Origin of the sequence: Phaeobacter piscinae, assembly GCF_002407245.1 — a bacterium.
Lineage (GTDB): Bacteria > Pseudomonadota > Alphaproteobacteria > Rhodobacterales > Rhodobacteraceae > Phaeobacter > Phaeobacter piscinae.
The window spans coordinates 1625766-1645346 of the sequence record NZ_CP010681.1 but is presented as its reverse complement, the minus strand read 5'-3'; the positions used below and the strand labels follow the sequence as shown (position 1 = coordinate 1645346).

The window sequence follows — 19581 nt, the reverse complement described above, 5'->3', positions numbered from 1 at the left end:
GTCGGTTTATCATCACGAGCAAGAGTGTGCGCTCAGGCCTTGCGCAGAGTCCGCGGCTTCAGCATCAGCCACAGCAAAGCTCCGCCCGCCAGCACCAGGAAGGGCGCCATGGCCATGTTCACAGCGGTCCAGCCTTCGACCGGACTGCCGCCGGAACAGTTCATCAGACCACCAGAGGCGAGCGAGGCGAAGGTCACGCCGCCAAACACCAAGAGGTCGTTCAACCCCTGCATCCGGCCGCGCTCATAGCTCTCATGTGCGCCCGCCAACATGGTTGTCGCCCCGATGAAGCCAAAGTTCCAGCCAATGCCCAGCAGGACCAGCGCGACAAAGAAATTCTCCAGATCAACGCCTTGCAGCGCGACAGCCCCGGCTGCGGCAAGGATCACAAGGCCAGCGCCGACAATCTTTTCCACGCCAAACCGCGCGATCAGATGACCGGTAAAGAAGGACGGCACATACATTGCCAACACGTGGGCGGTCACTACATCGGCGGCGCTGCCTTCACTAAAGCCACAGCCAACAACCGCCAGCGGGGTTGAGGTCATCACCAGGTTCATCAGCGCGTAGGACACCATGGCGCAGATCACCGCCACGGCGATGGTGGGCGTGCGCAGCAGCTCCAGACGGCTGCGCCCCTTGGGGGCGTCTTCGCTGGGGACAGGGGGTTTGGGGATTTTGAGGAACAAGAACAGGATTGCGCCCAGGACGTTCACTGCAACCACAGCCATATAAGTGCCGAGGAAGGGGATCACAAAGGCCTGGCTGGTCGCCTTGACGATTTGCGGGCCAATGATGGCCGAGAGCAACCCGCCCGCCATCACATAAGAAATCGCCTTGGGCCGAAACGCATCGGACGCCGTGTCCGTTGCGGCAAAGCGGTAAAAGCCCTGCGCGCTCATATAGATACCGGTGAGGAAGCTGCCCAGCAGGAAGATGGGGAAAGAGCCAAGGTAAAGCCCATATGCCCCAATGACACCGCCAAGTGTGCCGCCAGCGGCGCCCACAAAGAAGCCCGCCTTGCGCCCGTACCGCTGCATGATCGCAGAGATCGGCGTTGCTGCCAGCATGGAACCGGCGACGATCAGAGAAATCGGCAGCGTCGCGAAACAGGCATTGCTGGCAAGCGATTGACCTGCGAGACCACCAATGGTGAAAATCATCGGCATCTGCGCACCCAGAAAGGCCTGCGCAAGCACGAGAATGACAACATTGCGTTTGGCGATGCGGTCGTCGGGGAGGGGGAGGCTGTCAGTCATGACAGATGCGTATCCCTGAATATCCGACAGGGCAAGATTGATGCTGCATCAGTGCGCTATGCGCGCGAAAAAGACGCAAGGAGAGGTCACATATGACAGGATCGAAAAATCCGGATGCGGTGGGGGTGGCCAAAGTCGGGCGGATCATCACCAGTGACGCCTGCGTACGCGAAGGCGCCGCGTGGCTGGCCGATCAGGATCCACGGTTTGCTGCCGCAATCGACCTCTGCGGACCGTTGCCCCTGCGCCGCAAACCCGAGGGATTTGGTGAACTGCTGAGCGCGATTGTCAGCCAGCAGGTCAGCGTGGCTTCGGCCAATGCGATCTGGGGGCGGATGGTTGAGGCCGGGCTGGATACAGCACCGCAGGTAGCAGCGGCCAGCGAGGAGGAGTTGCGCAGTGTCGGTCTCAGCCGTCAGAAAATTCGTTACGCCCATGCGTTGGCCGCGGCCGGCATTGATTTTGACGCCCTGCGCCAGCTCCCGGATGCGGAGGTGATTGCGACCCTGACGCAAGTGTCGGGCATTGGCACCTGGACGGCGGAAATCTACGCGATGTTCTCGCTCGGGCGGGCCGATGTCTTTGCCCATGGCGATCTGGCGCTGCAAGAAGGGGCCCGGATCCTGCTGGATCTGCCGGAGCGGCCGAAACCCGCCGCGATGCGCCGCATCGCTGAGGCCTGGTCGCCATGGCGGTCGGTTGCGGCGCGCGTGCTCTGGGCCTATTACCGGGTGGCAAAGGACAGGGAAGGGATCCGATGACACGAGTTTTGAAAGCCGAGCGTAAGGCGCCTTTGTCGGGGCAGACCCGATCCGTGGTGGTGTTCCTGCATGGCTATGGGGCCAATGGGGCCGATCTGCTGGGGCTGGCTGACCCCTTGGCCGAACATCTGCCCGACACCTTGTTTGTGGCACCGGATGCCCCGGAAAGCTGTGCAGGTGCGCCTTTTGGTTTCCAGTGGTTTCCGATCCCCTGGATCGACGGCTCCTCGGAAGAGGAATCCATGCGCGGGATGATGGCCTCCATCGAGGATCTGAACGCCTTTCTGGATGCGCTGATGGTGGATGAGGACGTGCTGCCCGAGCAGGTGGTGCTGTTTGGATTCTCGCAAGGCACAATGATGAGCCTGCATGTGGCCCCCCGCCGCGAGGATGCGGTGGCCGGGATCGTTGCATTCTCCGGACGGCTGCTCTCGCCGGAGACGCTAAAGGATGAGGTCGTCTCAAAAATGCCGGTGCTGCTGGTGCATGGCGACGCTGACGATGTGGTGCCGCCACAATCGCTGCCCGAGGCTGCCGAGGCGTTGGGAGAGGCCGGGTTCCAGGATGTCTTTGCTCATATCATGAAGGGCACAGGCCACGGCATTGCTCCCGATGGGTTGAGCGTGGCGCTGGCCTTCATGCGGGACAAGCTGAGCCTCTGAGCGCTGAAAGCCGTAGATGAAGCGCAAAGCCGCGTAAGGATCAGCCCTTGCGCGGCTTTCTTGGTTTTCGCGGCTTTGCTCTCGCGTTCGGTTCCGGGCGAGCGGGCGTTGACGCGGCAGCCTTGCGCCGGGCGATGGCCTGTCGATTTGGCGCGGGTTTGGGCTTGGGCGGTCCGGGAATAGACGGCACCTCCAGATCCTCCCAATTGCCGGGGGACAAGCCATCAAGCGTCCAGATCCCAATCGCAGCACGGATCAGGCGCAATGTCGGGTGACCCACAGCAGCCGTCATCCGCCGCACCTGACGATTACGGCCCTCGCGGATGGTCAGCGCGATCCAGCTATCAGGGACGGATTTGCGCACCCTGATTGGCGGATTGCGTGCCCAGATCCCGTCGGGTTCATCCATCAATGCTGCTTTCGCCGGGCGGGTCAGCCCGTCCTTTAGTTCCACGCCGTCGGCCAGCGCCTGAATAGCCGCAGCGTCCGGCGTGCCCTCAACCTGCACCCAATAGGTTTTCGGCATTTTATGCTGCGGATCGGAAATCCACGCCTGCAAGCGCCCGTGATCGGTCAGCAGCATCAGCCCCTCGCTGTCACGATCCAGCCGTCCCGCAGGGTAAACTCCCGGCAGATCAATCCAGTCGCTCAGCGTTGCGCGCGGACTGCTTTCGCTGCCACGGTCTGTGAACTGCGGCAAGACGTCATAGGGTTTGTTGAAGCGGATCAATCGGGTCATATGCCTGCAATAGGCAGCACTCCGCTGAGTGGCAAGGGGCAGGCGCGCCTCCAGCGTGGTTTGTCCCGACGCCTTTCAGCGACTGGTCGTCATGCGGCTGTCACGGAAACATCCTAGAGGTTGATCTGAGAGCTGGTCTGAGACCTTGTCATTATCATTGATAATGGGGGCTTGCCAGTTGCAGGCCACGATATATAGTTAATTCAAAGCAGGGGCGGGTTCCCCGCTCTGGTGTCGGAACACAGGCAGACAGGGCGGTAGAGCCGTTGCAGAACATGCAGATCCAACAGCAACAGATTTCAGCAGATAGTGGGTATCGCCGTGCAGCCGTTGCCCATGGCCAGCCTGCGATCAGCGGCAGCAAGGGAATGCGCCCGCTGATTGGTCTGCGAATACCTGTCTGGCCGCATCGAAGCCCGCTGTCGGTTCGCCCGCAGACTGCTGACATTTATATGACTGATCTAAACAAAAGCGCGTGCACTCCACGCGCTTTTGTTTTGTCTGAAACCACTGCTGTGTCGGCCCGTGCGCGGGGGCAGGACAGTGGTCAGTGGCCGGGACCTTGGCGCAGGTCCGGGCCATTGAAACGAGGAGGTGCAGTATGACCGTCGCCGTTGGTAATCTCAGAACTTTGATTCTGAACGCAGATATGCAGCCGCTCAGCTGGGCGCCGCTGTCTGTCTGCAATTGGCAGGATGCGTTTGTTGCCGTCCATCAGGAACGGGTCATACAGGTCAAGACCTATGACGATGTCGCGGTGCATTCGGCCTCGGACACCTTCGAAGTGCCCGCTGTTGTTGCGCTCAAACGCTATCGCAAGCGCAAGAAGGTGGCCTTCACCCGGTACAATGTGTTTCTGCGTGATGAGTTCTGCTGCCAGTATTGCGGCAAGCGGTTTGCCGCCAAGGATCTGACATTTGATCATGTGATCCCCCGCAGCAAAGGTGGTGCATCCTCCTGGACCAATATCGTCGCCTGTTGCAGTGCTGATAATCTGCGTAAGGGCAATCTGAAACCACAGCAGGTGGGGTTGAAGCTCCGTCGTCAACCCTTCGCCCCAAGCCCACATGAACTGGACGCGATTGCCCGGCGCCTGCCACGCCCCAAACCGGAACTGCACCAGACTTGGATGGATTTCCTCTATTGGGATAGCGAATTGGACAGCTGATCGCACCCTGAAAGAGCTATGAAAAAGGCCCCGATCAGCAGCGCTGTCGGGGCCTTTTGGTATCTACCTTCGGGGGGATCAGCCTTTGGCGCGTTGCACCATGCCAAAGAGATCGCGCGGATCGTCAGGGTCGGCCAACATATCCAGTTCGAGGAAGAAATCGGTGTCCTTGATCCGATCACGGATGTAGCGCAGAGCCGAGAAATCCTCGATCGCGAAACCGACGCTGTCGAACAGGGTGATCTGCTTGTCATCGCGGCGACCGGGTTTCTGACCCAAGATCACCTGCCACAGTTCGGTGACTTCAAAGTCCTCAGGCATCTGCTGGATTTCCCCTTCGACCCGGGTCTGGGGCGGGAATTCCACAAATACGTCAGAGCGGGACAGGATACCTGGTGCAAGCTCCGTCTTGCCTGGGCAGTCGCCGCCGATGGCGTTGATGTGCACGCCGCTGCCGACCATGTTGTCGGTCAGGATCGTGGCATATTGCTTGTCTGCGGTGCAGGTGGTCAGGATCTGCGCGCCCTCAATCGCCTCTTCCGGCGTCTCGCAAGCCACAACCTCAAGCCCGCTGTTTTTCAGGTTTGCCGCGCATTTCGCGGTGGCGGCCGGATCAACATCATAGAGACGCACGGATTTTAGCCCGCAGATCGCCTGCATGGCGAGCGATTGAAACTCCGACTGGGCGCCGTTACCGATCATGGCCATGGTCGTCGCGCCTTTGGGCGCAAGGTGTTTTGCCACCATGGCGGAGGTCGCGGCCGTGCGCAGCGCGGTCAGAATGGTCATTTCGGTCAACAGTACGGGATAGCCAGTATAAACATCCGCAAGCAGGCCAAAGGCAGTGACAGTTTGCAGCCCCTCAGAGGTGTTCTTCGGATGGCCGTTCACATATTTGAAGCCGTAAGCCTCACCGTCGGAGGTGGGCATCAGTTCGATCACACCGACGTCGGAATGGCTGGCCACGCGCGGTGTCTTGTCAAACAGCTCCCAGCGTTTGAAATCCTCTTCGATATAGGCGGCGAGATCCTTCATCACCGTGTCGATCCCGACATGATGAATGAGGCGCATCATATTGTCGACGCTGACAAAAGGCACAAGCGCCTTGTCCGAGGGTTGGGTCATGACTGGGTCCTTTCACGGGGGCTGAGGTGGATGGCTGCCAGCATGCAGCGCACCGACCCGCCAGCGGTTTCGATAGTGGGAATGGAGAGCGGCAGCAGGGTCGCGCTGCGCTCAATTACAGCGATTTGGTCGGGGCGCAGCACATCGACGGCACGCGACGACAGCGCCAGCAAGCGGCTGTGCCCGGTCAGCTCCAGCGCGTTGCCGGCAAATCCGGCAATCTGCTCGGGCGTAAGATCAATCACCCGGCGTCCGGTTTCCTCCAGCCGCGCGGCAACCTCGGCGCGACGCGTTGGATTGGTGATCATATCAAGACAGATCAGCGCATAGTCCGTGCCAATACCCATCAGCACGTTGGTGTGATAGACATCGCGCCCCTGCGCATCCCGTGCTTCAAACACCATAGGTTCAAAGTTGAAATGGGTGCAGAAACGTTCCAGCAGCACCGGATCGGCACGGTTGGATTTCACGGTGTAGGCAATGCGCCCGATATGATCGAGCACCATGGCACCGGTACCTTCCAGCGCCAGCCCGTCCTGTTCCAACCCGGAATAGTCGATCACATCCTGAACGCGGTAATCCCGCTTTAGCAGTTCAATCACATCCCAGCGGCGTTCCTTGCGCCGGTTCGCCGCATACATGGGGTAGACCGCGACATGGCCGCCGGCATGGGTCGAGAACCAGTTGTTCGGAAACACGCTGTCCGGGGTTTCCGTGCCAGTGTCGTCAAACACATGGACGTTTACACCCGCACCGCGCAGCGCCGAAACTGCTCCGTCGAATTCGGCCAGCGCCTGCGCAGAGGTCACATCCGCCGTGTCATCCGCAAGGGTTTGAAACGCATTGTCGTCGCGCGTCTCCGGGTTGGAGCAAAAATGGTGCGGACGGATCATCACCACCGCACCGGGGGCCTGAAGCTGGCTCATTGATAGCTCCGTGTCGGGCGGTCAAAGACACGACGCCCAAGGGCCGAGGCGCAGAGATCCACCATCAGATGGGCCGTGCGGCCGCGCTCATCCAGAAACGGGTTCAGCTCTACCAGATCCAAAGAGGTCATCAGCCCGGAATCATGCAGCATTTCGCACACCAGATGCCCCTCGCGCACTGTGGCGCCGCCGGGCACGGTGGTGCCGACCGCAGGGGCCACAGACGGGTCCAGAAAATCAACATCCAGCGAAACATGCAGCATTCCATTGGCGTCCTTGACCCGCTGAAGGAAGGCAGAAAGCGGGCCGGCAATGCCATTTTCGTCGATATCACGCATGTCGTGACGGTGAATATCGCTGGCCTCAAGCGCGAGGCGTTCCGGGGTATCAACCGAGCGCAGGCCGATCATGCAGACATTTTCCTGCGGGACCGGATTGGCCACCTCGGGAAAGCCTGCAAAATCCGGACGCCCGGTGAAATAGCCCACTGGTGTGCCGTGCAGGTTGCCGCTGTCGGAGGTTGCCGGGGTGTGAAAATCGGTATGCGCATCGAGCCACAGCACAAATTGCGGGCGGCCTTCTTTGGCGGCGTGGTTGGCCACGCCAACAACCGAGCCCAGGGACAGTGAATGGTCGCCACCAAGAAAGATCGGCAGCCCCTCTGTCATCGCTTCTTCGGCGGCGCGGATCAGGCGATTGGTCCAGCCGATGGTTTCATTGCGGGCAAAGACCAGACCGTCGTTGGTATCGCGTTCATGGGTCGCAGGCCGCAGATTGCCCTGATCGATCACCTTGTGACCCAGACTTTCGATTGCGCGCCCCAGACCGGCGGTGCGATAGGCATCCGGCCCCATCAGGCATCCGGCGCGCCGCTTGCCGCTGTCCACCGGGGCGCCGATCAGAATACAGGTCTTGGATGTCACGCGTATATCTCCTCTGCGAACTGTGCTTACCCTTAGAAACCTCCGATTTGAGGTGGATTCCAGCGATCAAATCGCCCATATAGTAGGGCAAATCATCAAGACGGAGGTAAAATTGGACAAAACGGATGAGCGCCTGATTGCTGCGCTACGTCATAATGCACGCGCCTCCCTGTCGGATCTGGCGTTGCAGCTGAACCTGTCGCGGACCACGGTGCGGGCCCGGATCGAACGCTTGCAGAGCAAGGGGGATATCCTTGGGTTTTCAGTTGTTCTGAAGGAGGATGTGCTGCGCGATCCGGTCCGCGGTCTGATGATGATCGGCATTGAGGGACGGGGCACCAGCCGCATCACGCGGCAGCTTCAGGGCCTGCCGGAAGTGCGGGCGATCCACACCACGAACGGGCGCTGGGATCTGATTGTGGAACTGGGCACCGAAACGCTGGAGACGCTGGATGCCGCTCTTGCCAAAATCCGCACATTCGAAGGGGTGGTGAGCAGCGAAACCAACCTCCTTCTTGCCACGAAAAAGGACAGCTGAGCCGAGCGGTGACAGGCCCGGCCCGATGCAGGCGTCAGATCCGGTTCTTGCGCATGTGATTGGCCGCAGCAACCCAGAGCACGGCCAGAAAGAGCGATGCAATCGCATTCCAGCTGGCCATTGAGAGGCTGAACAACTCCCACGGGACGTCGTCACAGCGCACCAGCGGTGCAGACATGATCTGCTGCATCAGATCTTCGGAGCTGAGGTTGCCAATCGGGCCGGAGGTGCAGGAATTCGGGCCTTCCCACCAGCCACGCTCAACCCCGGTGTGATAAGCGCCGATCGCCGCCGTGGTCAGCGCAGCCAGCGCACCGAGATAGGGCAGCATCACCATTGGCACCATCAGCGCTAACATGCCGATCACCACAGCTGCGCCATGCGGATACCGTTGCCAGATGCACAGCTTACACGGTGCCATCTCACCAAGGTACTGAAACCCAAAGGCCCCAAGCAGCAGCGCAGCTGAACCGGCGGTGGCAATAAGGATGAGAAATCGGCTCATGTTTACAAGACCTTCAGTGCGAAAAATCCGCCAAACAACAACACGACAAACACCGTAAAGACAAGCCCCAGACGCCGCTCGATGAAGTTGCGGATGGGCGCGCCGAATTGCCACAAAAGCCCCGCAACCACGAAAAACCGCAGCGCACGGGCCAGAATGGAGGTCGCAACAAAGGTTGCAAGCGGCATGCCGGTCCAGCCTGACATTATCGTGATGACCTTATAGGGGAAGGGGGTGATGCCTGCGATCAGCACCGCCCAGAACCCAAAGTCGTTGAACCGTGTGTTGAAGTCCGCCATCGCGTCGGCTTTGCCCATGGCTGCGAGCACCGGCTGGCCGATACTGTCGTAGAAAAACGCGCCAATGGCGTAGCCTAGCAGGCCACCGGCGACTGAAGCGACCAGCGCGACCAACGCAATCAGCCAAGCCCGCGATGGGCGTGCGAGGATCATCGGGATCATCAGAACATCGGGCGGGATCGGAAAAACCGAGCTTTCGACGAAGGCGACGCCAGCCAGCCACCACAGGGCCTTAGGATGATCGGCCAGAGCCATGGTTCGGTCATACAGCGCGCGCAACATCCTCGGGGTTCTCCTTGGCAATCCGATGAGAGCGGTGCCACGTGGGAGCGGGCGGGTCAACCGCCATGGCCCCTCGGGCCCCAAACCCCGCTCAGACCACGGGTGCATTTTTCACCCCTGTGAAGGCGATTTGCCTATGGACCTCCGCGACCGCCTTGGGTAGGAACAAGCCAGAGGCCCAAGTGGCGGAATGGTAGACGCAGGGGATTCAAAATCCCCCGCCTTTGCGGGCGTGCCGGTTCGAGTCCGGCCTTGGGTACCAAGGGTTTCAAGGGGCTGTGCGATGGTATCGCACGGCCCCATATTTTTGGACATCCGCGTGCGAAGAACCGAAGCGGCGACATTGCCTGCTTGCCAGCCAACGTCATTGAATTTCGGGCAAGATGTCATCGTTCGCCCGGGGGGAACACCTTTTTGCACAATCGCGCGGCCGTCAGTAGTTGGGCGAGAAGGGCCGCGCTTCGCGGGCGGGCCATGGGCTGGCGGCTATGGCCTCTTTCAGGGCGCGGTGGATCTCAGGGTCGATGGCCGTACCCTGCATCTCGTCCATAGTGGCGAATGCCTTCTCCAGCGGCAAGGCCGACTGATAGGGGCGATCCGCAGTCATCGCGTCGAAAATATCGGCAACGGTTAGGATACGCATTTCGACTGTCAGATCCGCAGCCCCAAGACCGTAGGGATAGCCCTTTCCATCCAACCGTTCATGGTGCGCTACCACCACGTCAGCAATGTCTTGGAAGACAGAAATGCGCCTTAATACCTCATACCCAAATTCAGGATGCAGTTTCATCTGTTTCATTTCCTGATCGCTGAGACGGCCAGGTTTGTCCAGGATCGCGTTGGAGACACCGAGCTTGCCCAGATCATGCAGAAGCCCTGCGCGAACCATCCATCGCCGATGAGGGAGCTCAAATCCGAGCGTCTCACAGATCATATCAGTGTAATGCGCCACCCTTTCAGAGTGACCATACGTAAAGGGACTCTTGGCGTCGATCACCTTGGAGAAAGCATAGGAAATATCGTCCATATAGGTGTCATCGACGCCCAAGGTTGCTCGTGCCGCAGGATCAGAGAAAACGCTGGTCTCTAGTCTGTCGCTGGTCAAGGTATCATAGAAACCAGGGGTGCGAATCACTCGGGTAAAGACGGGCACAAGCTCAGGATCAAACCAGCTGCCTGCGCGACTTTCCAACTCGTCCGCTGCGGCGCCAGAGCCATACTGAAGTGCGAAGACATCTGTCACCTGCGCCATAAGCGCAATACGGGAAAACAGCGGAATATCCTTCCTGCTGATCCCCGCCGGATGGCCACCGCCATTCCAATGTTCATCCAGTGCGGCAATCCCACCGGCAATCCGTTCAGAAAAACGCATCAGCCGTGCAATCTTTGCCCCGCGATCACAACGGGTCTGGATCAGCTCGGTGGCAATACTGTCGCTGCGGGCGATCACGCCAGTTACGGTTTTCAGCCGCTTGAACCCGCTATCACCCTGACCTGTGTGCTGCAGCAAGAAATCAAGTTTTTTCCGGGTCGTATCGTCGACAAATTTGAAGTTGCGTTTGAAGGAGAGATCATCTGTGCGGTAGAGCGTGCTAATTCGCGCAGCGTTTGAGCTGCATCCCAAATCTTTGAGCAACAGCGTAAAGTACAGGTCCGATCGATCCTGCCGCGATAGGTGCAGATAATCGGCTACTTGCATACCAATCCAACAGCAGCGGACACAATGCCCTCTTGGCTGGCCTTCGGTGAGATCGAGCGCATGGCTGAGCGCGCCCAGGAGTTCGCCCAGCTGAATGGTCTGGCCGCCCACCCGAGGGTAGGTCACATCGTGCAGCACGCCCGTGGAGGCGGCCGCAAAACCGGGGCCCGGATCCGGTCCGGGCAGCGAATAGGGGGTCGGAGTGGCCACCATGGCGCGCATCCTTCTTCAAACGCGCACTCAGCCTACTATCACGGCCTTAATCTCAGGTTACTGCGGCGCCCGGCCGTCCAGCGGACATCGGCCTCGGCCTCGGTATCGGCCCAGGCGCCGACACCGGCACCGGCACCGGCACCGAGTCAGGTGACACGGTTTGCCGAGGCCTCAAGCAGCGTCTGGGTATAGGGATGCTGTGTTTCACCGCTGCGCATCGCGTCGATGCTGAGAACCTCGACGATCTCGCCATGCTGCATCACGGCTGCCTGATCGCACATATGCGCCACCACCGCGAGATCATGAGAAACCATCACAAAGGTCAGCCCATGCTCGGAACGCAAATCGCTGAGAAGGTTCAGGATTTCCGCCTGAACTGACACATCCAGCGCCGAGGTCGGCTCATCCAGCAGCAAGATATCCGGCTGTGGCGCCAAGGCGCGGGCAATGGCGACGCGCTGGCGTTGGCCGCCCGACAGCTGATGCGGATAACGAAAGCGGAAGGCGGGGCCAAGTCCGACGTCTTTCAACAGTTGATCGACCCGATCGTCGATATCGCGAAACCCGTGCAGGTGCAGCGTTTCTGACAGCACCTGATCCACCGACTGGCGCGGATGGAGCGAGGCATAGGGATCCTGAAACACCATCTGCACGGTTTTGTAGAACTCCCGGTCGCGGGTGGGGCCAAGCCGTGCGCCCTCGACGGAAATCTCGCCGTTCCATTGCGGCGCCAATCCGGTGATGGCTTTTAAGATAGTGGATTTTCCTGATCCACTCTCCCCGACAAGCCCAAAACTGGCGCCGGTTTCAACGCTGAGAGAGGCTGCTTTGACGGCATGAACCAGCGCGTGGCGTTCGCCGAAATAGACGTTGAGATTGTTGATGTCCAACGCGGTTGTCATCATCGTCCCTCCACACTGGGGGCGTCACGCCAGGCGGGATCGCGTTGCAGCACCTCCAGCCGGGGGCGCGGCGCGTCAAACCGGGGCAGGCTGCCCAATAGCCCCTTGGTATAGGGGTGTTGCGCCTCATGCAGGCGATTGGCGTCACAGACCTCGACGATGCGGCCCGCGTACATGATCAGCACCCGGTCGCAGAACTGGGACACAAGATTGAGATCATGGCTGATGAAGATCAGCCCCATGCCGCGTTCCTTCACTAACCGGTCCATGATCGACAACACCTGACCCTGCACCGAGACATCCAGCGCAGAAGTGGGTTCATCCGCAATCAGGATCTCTGGGTTCGGGATCAGCATCATGGCAATCATGATGCGCTGGCCCATGCCGCCCGACATCTCGTGCGGATAGGCGCCCATCACCCGTTCGGGATCCCGGATCGAGACCGCCTCCAGCATCTCAAGCGCTTTCTGGCGGGACTCGGCCTTGCTGGCCTTGGCGTGCAGGCGATGTGCCTCGATCAGCTGATCACCGATTGTCATCACCGGGTTGAGCGAGAATTTCGGATCCTGCATCACCATGGAGATCTGCTCGCCGCGCACTTTGCGCATCTCGCGTTCAGATTTGGCCAGAAGGTTCTCTCCGTGGAGGGTGATGTGATCGGCCTCAACCATCCCCGGTTTGCGGATCAGTTGCAGGATGGCGCGGCCAGTCATGGATTTACCCGAGCCGCTTTCGCCAACAATCCCAAGCCGTTCCCGTCCGAGCGAGAAGGACACACCGCGCACCGCATCAAAGATGCCATTGCGCGTGGGGAACCGCACCCAGAGGTTTTCGACATCCAGAAGCATACTCATGACGCGCTATCCTTCGGGTCCAGAACATCGCGCAAACCATCACCCAGCAGGTTGAAAGCCAGCGAAACAGCAAAGATTGCGAGACCCGGCATGGTGGCAACCCACCAGTGATCCAGAATAAACCGGCGCCCCTCTGAGATCATCGCGCCCCATTCCGGGCTGGGGGGTTGCGCGCCAAGGCCAAGGAAGCCTAGCCCAGCGGCGGCCAGAATGATCCCGGCCATATCCAGTGTCACCCGCACGATCAGCGAGGACACACAGAGCGGCCAGATATGTTTGATAATGATCCGCAGCGGACCTGCGCCTTGCAGTCGGATCGCGCTGATATAGTCAGAGGACCGGATGGTCAGTGTCTCTGCCCGCGCCATCCGCGCATAAGGTGGCCATGCGGTGAGCGAGATCGCCAGCACCGCGTTTTCTATCCCGGCGCCAAGGGCGGCAACAAAGGCCAGCGCCAGAACCAGCCTTGGAAAGGCGAGGAAGATATCGGTGATGCGCATCAGGATGATATCGGCCCAGCCCCCCACATAGCCAGAAACCGTGCCCACCAGCAGCCCGGCAACGGGCGCAATCAGCGCCACCAGGGCAACGATATAAAGCGTGATGCGGGCGCCATAGATCAGGCGGCTGAGGATGTCGCGGCCAAGGGAGTCGGTGCCCAGAATATGCCCTTCGCTGCCTAGGGGCTGCAGGCGGTTGGCAAGGTTCTGCACAAACGGGTCATGGGGGGCCAACAGCGGTGCCAGCAGTGCAATGGAGATCAGCAGGATCAAGATGGCAAGCCCCACCATCGCCATATGGTTCTGACGCAGCGACAGCCAACCCTGATAAAGGGCGGCCAGCCGCGCCTGACGCCGCGATGTGGGGGTATCGGTCAACAGCCAGGCCCGCAGGCCCTGCTTTGGGGCCGGGGTTTGCGACGACATGCTCATTTCGACCTCGGATCAAAAACTTTGTAGAGAAGGTCGGAGAAGATGTTGAGGCAGATGAACACCAGACCAACAACAACTGTGCCGCCCAGCACCGCATTCATATCCGCCGACAGCAGAGCGGTGGTGATATAGCTGCCAATTCCCGGCCAGGAAAAGATAATCTCGGTCAGGACCGATCCCTCAAGCAGGTTGGCATAGCTCAGCGCGATCACAGTGATCAACTGGACGCGGATGTTGCGGAACGCATGGGTCCAGATCACCGCCCACTCGCTCATGCCTTTCACGCGGGCCGTGGTGACATATTCTGCGGAGAGTTGTTCCAGCATGAACGACCGTGTCATGCGGCTGATATAGGCAAGACTGTAGTATCCAAGCAGAGAGGCGGGCAGCACGATATGTGAAAACGCATCGCGAAAGGCCCCCCAATCCCCGGCAATCAGCGAGTCGATCAGGATCATCCCTGTGACAGAGGGGATCATGTCCTCGTAGAAGATCCCCTGCCGGCCTGGTCCGCCAACCCAACCCAGAATTCCGTAAAACAGCAACAACCCCATCAGGCCCAGCCAGAAGATGGGCATGGAATAGCCAACCAGCGCGATGACGCGGGCAATCTGGTCAATCCAGCTGCCGCGACGCACCGCAGCGATGACCCCCAGTGGCACGCCAAGTATGCAGCCAAAGAGGATGCCGATAGTGGCCAGTTCAAACGTCGCCGGAAACACGCGCGCAATATCGGTCGAGACATCCCGCGCCGTCAGCAGCGAGGTTCCGAAATCGCCCCGCAGGACATCGGTGACATAGTAGAAAAACTGCACCGCAAGCGAGCGATCAAGACCCAGCTCACGGTAGACGGCATTATACTGCTCCTCGGTGGCGCGCTCGCCGACGATGGCCAGCACCGGATCGATGGGCATCACCCGACCGATCAGGAAGGTCACAAACAAGAGGCCCAGCATCGTGACCGCGATGGACGACAGCGTCACCAGCGTGCCGCGCGCCCAAGGGGGGAGGGGCAGCCAAGGCCGCCGCTCCGTTTCTGTTGCGAAATTCGCCATCTTACTTGGTCACATCCCAGTAGGCGACCGAGGTGATGGCGCCGCCAAGGCTCAGCCCTTCGACGTTATCGGCCATGCCCGCCTGCTCGATCAGCTGGAACATTACGGCAAAGGGGGCGGTGTCACGGAATTGCGCCTGGATCTCATGATACATCTCCGCGCGCTTCTCTGTGTCGCCTTCGACAACAGCCGCCGACACCTTCTCGGTCAGACCACCTGTGTCCCAGCCGTTGCGCCAGGCCAGAAGACCGGTGGCATTCGCGGCGTCCGAGTTGTCGGGGTTATAGGCAAAGGTGCCCGCATTGGTGTGGGGATCAGGATAGTCCGGCCCCCAAGCGCCGAGATAGATATCCAGCTCACGCGCTCGGTACTTACCCAGCACCTGCTTGCCGGTGCCAACCTCAAGGTTCAGCGTGATCCCGGCCTGGGCGAATGTGTTCTGCAGCGACTGGGCAATTTCCAGACGCTCCTGCGCCTCACGCACGCCGACAGTCAGCTCCAGATTTTCGACGCCTGCCTCAGCCAGCAACGCCTTGGCCTTTTCCACATCGAGCGAGAAGGGATTCTCGTCCACCGCACCAAGATAGGTTTTCGGCAGGAAGTTCTGATGGCCGACATACCAGTTCTTGAGGAAGCTGTTTTCCATGCCGTCATAGTCGATCAGGTACTTCAACGCCTGACGGACTTGCGGTTTGGACAGTTCCGGGTGCTTCTGGTTGAAGGAGACATACATCAGGCGACCGCGCATTTCGCGCAGCACCTCAACGCCGTCAACACCTGCAAGACCATCAACATCAGACGGGGTGAGATCGCGGGCCACATCAATATCGCCACGCTCCAGCATCAGGCGCTGGGTCGCGCTCTCTTGTACGTGTCGCACAATGACGCGCTTCATTTCTGGTTCGCCGCCGTAATAGGCCGGGTTGGCGCTCAGGGTGACGCTTTCCTTCGGCTTCCAGCTGGCAAGGCTGTAGGGGCCGGACCCAGCGGAATTGGTGGTCAGCCAAGTGTTGCCCATATCGCCATCGACTTCATTGGCCATGACCAGTTCTTTGTCGACAATCGCGCCAATCGTGGCGGTGAGGCAGTTAAGGACAAAGGATGTCGCATAACGCTTGTCCGTTGTGATCGATAGCGTGTTGCCATCAACCTTGATCGTTTCATCGACGTTCTCGGGCGTGAACCCAAATTGGGTGATGATGAAGGATGGCGTTTTGTTCAGCAGAACCGCGCGTTTCAGCGAAAACGCCGCATCCTCGGCGCGGACCGGGTTGCCGGACTGAAATTTGACACCTTCGCGCATGGTGAAGGTGATGGTGCGGCCATCCTCAGAAACAGTCCAGCTTTCGGCCAGATCCGGTTGGTAGCCGGCGTCCAGATCCGCAGGGTCGAAATTCACCAGTTTGCCGTAGATGTTGCGGATCACGTCTGCGCCTGCAAATTCAAAGCTCTGTGCCGGGTCCAGCGTGGTGATGTCGTCAATGCGGTTGGCAATGACCAGCATATTATCCGGTGTTTCGGCCATCGTGGCCATCGGGGTGAGGCCAATTGCCAACCCCAGCGCGGCGGTGCCAAGAAGGGTTTGAATGGTTTTCATCTGTAACTCCCTATCGTGTTTTAATCTTTGAATATCGCGCTGTTGTCAGCGTCTTGTTGTTGTGTGGGTCTAAAACGGGCGCGTTTACTTGCCTGCGTTCTTGGCTGGGTTTTGCCAGGTCGCATCCAGAACCCGGAGCCAATTGTCGTGGCATAGTTTCTTCATAAGAGCATCGTTGAAACCGTGCCGACGCAGGGCGGTACGAAGGGTAGGAAGACCCGCCACAGTCTCGATGTCCTTTGGCACCGTGGCGCCATCAAAATCCGAGCCGAAACCGACCCGATCCTCCCCGAGTTGGGTGATCAGGTGGTCAATATGGTGCAGCATGCAATCAATCGGGGTGTCCGCGTCCATGCGACCATCTTCGCGCAGGAAGGCCACGGCAAAGTTGAGACCAACCATGCCATCGCTGTCACGGATCGCGTGCAGCTGGCGGTCAGTCAGGTTACGGCTGTGGGGAGTGAGGGCGTGGGCATTTGAATGTGTGGCCACCAGTGGCGCGTCACTCAGCTCTGCCACATCCCAGAATCCGGCCTCATTCAGATGTGAAAGATCAATCATCACGCCCAGCTGATTGCAGCGCTGCACCAGCCTTTTGCCATCCGCAGTTAGCCCCGGCCCGGTATCGGGCAAGCCGGGAAAGCGGAACGGTACACCGTGGCCAAATCGAGTCGGGCGGCTCCAGACCGGGCCGAGCGAGCGCAAGCCCGCCTGATAAAGAACGTCGAGCATATGGAATTCCGGATCAATTGCCTCCGCCCCTTCCATATGCATCACGGCTGCGATCAACCCCGTGGCAAGACAGCTCCGAATATCATTGGTGCTGCGGCAGATCTTCAGCGCACCGTCGCGTTCCAATTGGAGCAGGATCGCCGCCTGAGAGAGCGAGACGGGGGCCGCATCCGGCCAGCTGACCTCCTCGGGCAAAGGTAAATCGTAGGCCGTGGCCATCATCTCATCATGGCTGTCGATATCGACCGCGTCAGGTACGTAGATGGCAAAAAAGCCACCGCCAAAACCGCCTTTGCGCGCTTTCACAAGGTCAATATGGCGTCCGCCGCCACCTTGGAACCCGTCAACACCGGGTGAAATGTCGCGATTATGCAAGCGCAGCAATAGATCGTTGTGGCCGTCGAAAATCAGAGGGTCAGTCATTTTGCTTCCTAATTCCCTGATATGAGGTCGTATCTTTTGCGCTAACGCAAGGGAATTTACGCTGGTTTTCACGATAAGCCTGGTCAACGCTCAAAAAGTGGCGCCTGACCAGCGGGATGCAGGAGGCTACCGGTCACCCTGACTGCCAATAGGTCGACCAGGCCGGGAATATGTTCGATTATCGCGCAAATGCGACTCAGGATTTTAGTCCTGCTTCAAGCCATAGCCTGCAAATGCCGCCAGCGCGTCGTCGATCTGCGCCGGGCTGAGCAGCTTGGGCGTACCGATGCTGCGGGCGCGAATGTAGGTTGCTGCCAAATGTTCCAGCTCAGCCATCCGCCACATGGCGCGCGCCAAGGTGTCACCGGTGCAGACGGCGCCATGGTTCGCCATAAGGCACCCCTCGCGGTCTGCCATTGCAGTAACAACATGGGCTGAGAGCTCTGCGCTTCCGAAGAGAGCGTAGTCAGCAAGCGGGACGTCATGCCCGCCAAACGCTGCGACCATATAATGACAGGCCGGGATTGCCATGTGGTTCACCGCGAGAGCGCAGCAATTGACAGGGTGGGCATGAACAACGGCCATCGTCTCCGGCTTGGCTGCGAGCAGCGCCTGATGAAATTGCCACTCGGAAGAAGGGGCAAACTGGCGTCCCAGCGGAGCCGGATCGCCGACCACCGGCATCCGGACGATCATTTCTGGGCTCATTGCCTCATAGGGAACCCCGGATGGGGTGATCAGCATGTCCCCACCGGCGATCCGCAGAGATATATTACCGGATGTGCCCTGATTGATCCCACTCCGGTTCATCTCCAGACAGGCATCAATGATCGACTGGCGCAGCTCCAGGTTATCCTCTCGGGCGGATCTGGACATGGCAGATTACCCCGCCTTTCGGATAAGGTCAGGAAACAGCGCCGCCAGCCCCTCGGCAGAGGCGTCGCAGATACCGCGCTCGGTAATAAGCCCGGTCACCAGCCGGTTTGGCGTCACGTCAAAGGCGGGATTGCCGCAGGCGGTGCCCTCTGGCGTAACCTGTGCCAGCCCGATATCGCCACCCTCCAGCACGCCCTGAACATGGCTCACCTCGCGGCTATCACGGTCTTCTATCGGGATCTCTGCGACACCGTCCGTGACCGTCCAGTCAATGGTGGGCGAGGGCAGGGCGACATAGAACGGCACCCCGTTGTCACGGGCCGCCAGCGCCTTCAGATAGGTGCCGATCTTGTTGCAGACATCGCCCTGACGGGTGGTGCGATCAGTGCCGGTGATGACCAGATCAACCTGTCCGTGCTGCATCAGATGACCGCCTGCATTGTCCGTAATGTAGCTGTGGCTGATGCCGTGGCTGCCCAGTTCCCAGGCAGTCAGCGCGCCCTGATTGCGGGGCCGGGTTTCATCGACCCAGACATGGATCGGAATTCCGGCATCATGGGCCTGATACATCGGGCTGGTCGCCGTGCCCCAGTCAACGGTGGCGATCCAGCCGGCGTTGCAATGGGTGAGCAGGCGTACGGGTTCACCTGCCGGTTTCTTAGCGGCGATATCGCGGATCAATGTCAGACCATAAGCGCCAATGCGGCGGTTGATCTCGACGTCCTCATCGGCGATGGCATGGGCAAGCTTCAGCGCCGCTTTTGCACGGTCTTCCTCCGGCAGGGGGCGCAGCGTCTCCAAGCAACGGTTCAGCGCCCAGCGCAGGTTGATTGCTGTCGGGCGGGTCGCATTGAGTTGCTCCCAGGCGGCCTGTAGCGCGCTGTCGGACGGATCCAGCTCCGCAGCCAACGCCATACCATAGGCCGCGGTCGCTCCGATCAGCGGTGCGCCACGCACCCGCATTTCCACGATGGCCGTAGCGAACTCCTCAAGCGTGGCAACGGGCTGGATGCGAAACTCATGCGGCAACCAACGCTGATCAATGATCATCAAGACCGATTGATCCTCATCCCACCAAAGCGAACGATAATGCGTGCCATTGATTTTCACT

20 protein-coding genes and 1 tRNA gene are annotated in these 19581 nt (G+C 59.8%); 5 read left to right on the top strand and 16 right to left on the bottom strand.

Going from position 1 to position 19581, the window contains the following annotated elements:
* Positions 1-32: 32 nt before the first annotated feature.
* Positions 33-1259 (bottom strand): MFS transporter, encoded by a 1227-nt coding sequence (locus tag phaeop14_RS07695; protein ID WP_096789193.1) that lies wholly within the window; start codon positions 1257-1259, stop codon positions 33-35.
* A gap of 92 nt (positions 1260-1351) precedes the next feature.
* Between phaeop14_RS07695 and phaeop14_RS07690 the strand changes: the two genes are divergently transcribed.
* Entirely contained in the window at positions 1352-2020 is a 669-nt protein-coding gene (locus phaeop14_RS07690) for a DNA-3-methyladenine glycosylase family protein (protein ID WP_096789192.1), read from the top strand.
* Complete coding sequence (locus tag phaeop14_RS07685; protein WP_040169209.1) at positions 2017-2682, top strand: alpha/beta hydrolase; 666 nt, start codon at positions 2017-2019, stop codon at positions 2680-2682. Before phaeop14_RS07690 ends, phaeop14_RS07685 begins: the two co-directional genes overlap by 4 nt.
* 40 nt (positions 2683-2722) lie before the next feature.
* Here phaeop14_RS07685 and phaeop14_RS07680 read toward each other — a convergent pair whose 3' ends face one another.
* Entirely contained in the window at positions 2723-3421 is a 699-nt protein-coding gene (locus phaeop14_RS07680) for a pseudouridine synthase (protein ID WP_040178562.1), read from the bottom strand.
* 601 nt (positions 3422-4022) lie between these two features.
* On the opposite strand from phaeop14_RS07680, the gene phaeop14_RS07675 reads away from it, so the two are divergent.
* On the top strand, positions 4023-4589 hold the full coding sequence (locus tag phaeop14_RS07675) for an HNH endonuclease (protein WP_040169205.1): 567 nt from the start codon (positions 4023-4025) through the stop codon (positions 4587-4589).
* A 78-nt stretch (positions 4590-4667) separates the two neighbouring features.
* Here the strand turns inward: phaeop14_RS07675 and phaeop14_RS07670 are convergent, their stop codons facing one another.
* Genes phaeop14_RS07670 through rocF form a run of 3 tightly spaced genes read right to left on the bottom strand, consistent with a single transcriptional unit; the run spans position 4668 to position 7563 of the window.
* Entirely contained in the window at positions 4668-5714 is a 1047-nt protein-coding gene (locus phaeop14_RS07670) for an ornithine cyclodeaminase (RefSeq protein ID WP_096789191.1), read from the bottom strand.
* Positions 5711-6640, bottom strand: a complete 930-nt coding sequence (gene ctlX / locus phaeop14_RS07665; protein WP_096789190.1) for a citrulline utilization hydrolase CtlX — start codon at positions 6638-6640, stop codon at positions 5711-5713. The genes phaeop14_RS07670 and ctlX overlap by 4 nt, the downstream gene beginning before the upstream one ends.
* The gene (rocF, locus tag phaeop14_RS07660) at positions 6637-7563 is read right to left on the bottom strand and encodes an arginase (protein ID WP_096789189.1); all 927 of its coding nucleotides are present in this window, start codon (positions 7561-7563) and stop codon (positions 6637-6639) included. The genes ctlX and rocF overlap by 4 nt, the downstream gene beginning before the upstream one ends.
* A 112-nt stretch (positions 7564-7675) precedes the next feature.
* Here rocF and phaeop14_RS07655 point away from each other — a divergent pair, with 112 nt between their 5' ends.
* Entirely contained in the window at positions 7676-8101 is a 426-nt protein-coding gene (locus phaeop14_RS07655) for an Lrp/AsnC family transcriptional regulator (protein ID WP_040169608.1), read from the top strand.
* Positions 8102-8135: 34 nt separating this feature from the next.
* Here phaeop14_RS07655 and phaeop14_RS07650 read toward each other — a convergent pair whose 3' ends face one another.
* A complete protein-coding gene (locus phaeop14_RS07650) occupies positions 8136-8606 on the bottom strand; it encodes a disulfide bond formation protein B (protein ID WP_096789188.1) in 471 nt (156 codons plus the stop codon).
* A 2-nt stretch (positions 8607-8608) separates the two neighbouring features.
* On the bottom strand, positions 8609-9187 hold the full coding sequence (locus phaeop14_RS07645; protein ID WP_040169199.1) for a YqaA family protein: 579 nt from the start codon (positions 9185-9187) through the stop codon (positions 8609-8611).
* Between the two features lie 176 nt (positions 9188-9363).
* Here phaeop14_RS07645 and phaeop14_RS07640 point away from each other — a divergent pair.
* Positions 9364-9449: transfer RNA gene (locus phaeop14_RS07640), tRNA-Leu, on the top strand.
* Between the two features lie 171 nt (positions 9450-9620).
* Here the strand turns inward: phaeop14_RS07640 and phaeop14_RS07635 are convergent.
* From phaeop14_RS07635 to mtnA, 9 genes are all read right to left on the bottom strand, one after another.
* On the bottom strand, positions 9621-11099 hold the full coding sequence (locus phaeop14_RS07635) for an HD-GYP domain-containing protein (protein ID WP_096790256.1): 1479 nt from the start codon (positions 11097-11099) through the stop codon (positions 9621-9623).
* A 146-nt stretch (positions 11100-11245) separates the two neighbouring features.
* Positions 11246-12001, bottom strand: coding sequence for an ABC transporter ATP-binding protein (locus tag phaeop14_RS07630; protein WP_096790255.1), 756 nt, complete (start codon positions 11999-12001; stop codon positions 11246-11248).
* A complete protein-coding gene (locus tag phaeop14_RS07625; RefSeq protein WP_040169198.1) occupies positions 12001-12855 on the bottom strand; it encodes an ABC transporter ATP-binding protein in 855 nt (284 codons plus the stop codon). Before phaeop14_RS07625 ends, phaeop14_RS07630 begins: the two co-directional genes overlap by 1 nt.
* On the bottom strand, positions 12852-13787 hold the full coding sequence (nikC, locus tag phaeop14_RS07620; RefSeq protein ID WP_040169197.1) for a nickel transporter permease: 936 nt from the start codon (positions 13785-13787) through the stop codon (positions 12852-12854). Before nikC ends, phaeop14_RS07625 begins: the two co-directional genes overlap by 4 nt.
* A complete protein-coding gene (locus phaeop14_RS07615; RefSeq protein ID WP_096789187.1) occupies positions 13784-14842 on the bottom strand; it encodes an ABC transporter permease in 1059 nt (352 codons plus the stop codon). The genes nikC and phaeop14_RS07615 overlap by 4 nt, the downstream gene beginning before the upstream one ends.
* A gap of 1 nt (position 14843) precedes the next feature.
* Positions 14844-16439, bottom strand: a complete 1596-nt coding sequence (locus tag phaeop14_RS07610; protein ID WP_040178546.1) for an ABC transporter substrate-binding protein — start codon at positions 16437-16439, stop codon at positions 14844-14846.
* A gap of 84 nt (positions 16440-16523) precedes the next feature.
* Positions 16524-17594, bottom strand: coding sequence for a dipeptidase (locus phaeop14_RS07605; RefSeq protein ID WP_096789186.1), 1071 nt, complete (start codon positions 17592-17594; stop codon positions 16524-16526).
* 204 nt (positions 17595-17798) lie between these two features.
* Positions 17799-18470 carry a class II aldolase/adducin family protein gene (locus tag phaeop14_RS07600; RefSeq protein ID WP_096789185.1) on the bottom strand — a complete coding sequence of 224 codons (672 nt, stop codon included), beginning with the start codon at positions 18468-18470 and terminating at the stop codon, positions 17799-17801.
* A gap of 6 nt (positions 18471-18476) precedes the next feature.
* A complete protein-coding gene (gene mtnA / locus phaeop14_RS07595; RefSeq protein WP_040169188.1) occupies positions 18477-19580 on the bottom strand; it encodes an S-methyl-5-thioribose-1-phosphate isomerase in 1104 nt (367 codons plus the stop codon).
* Position 19581: the final 1 nt, after the last annotated feature.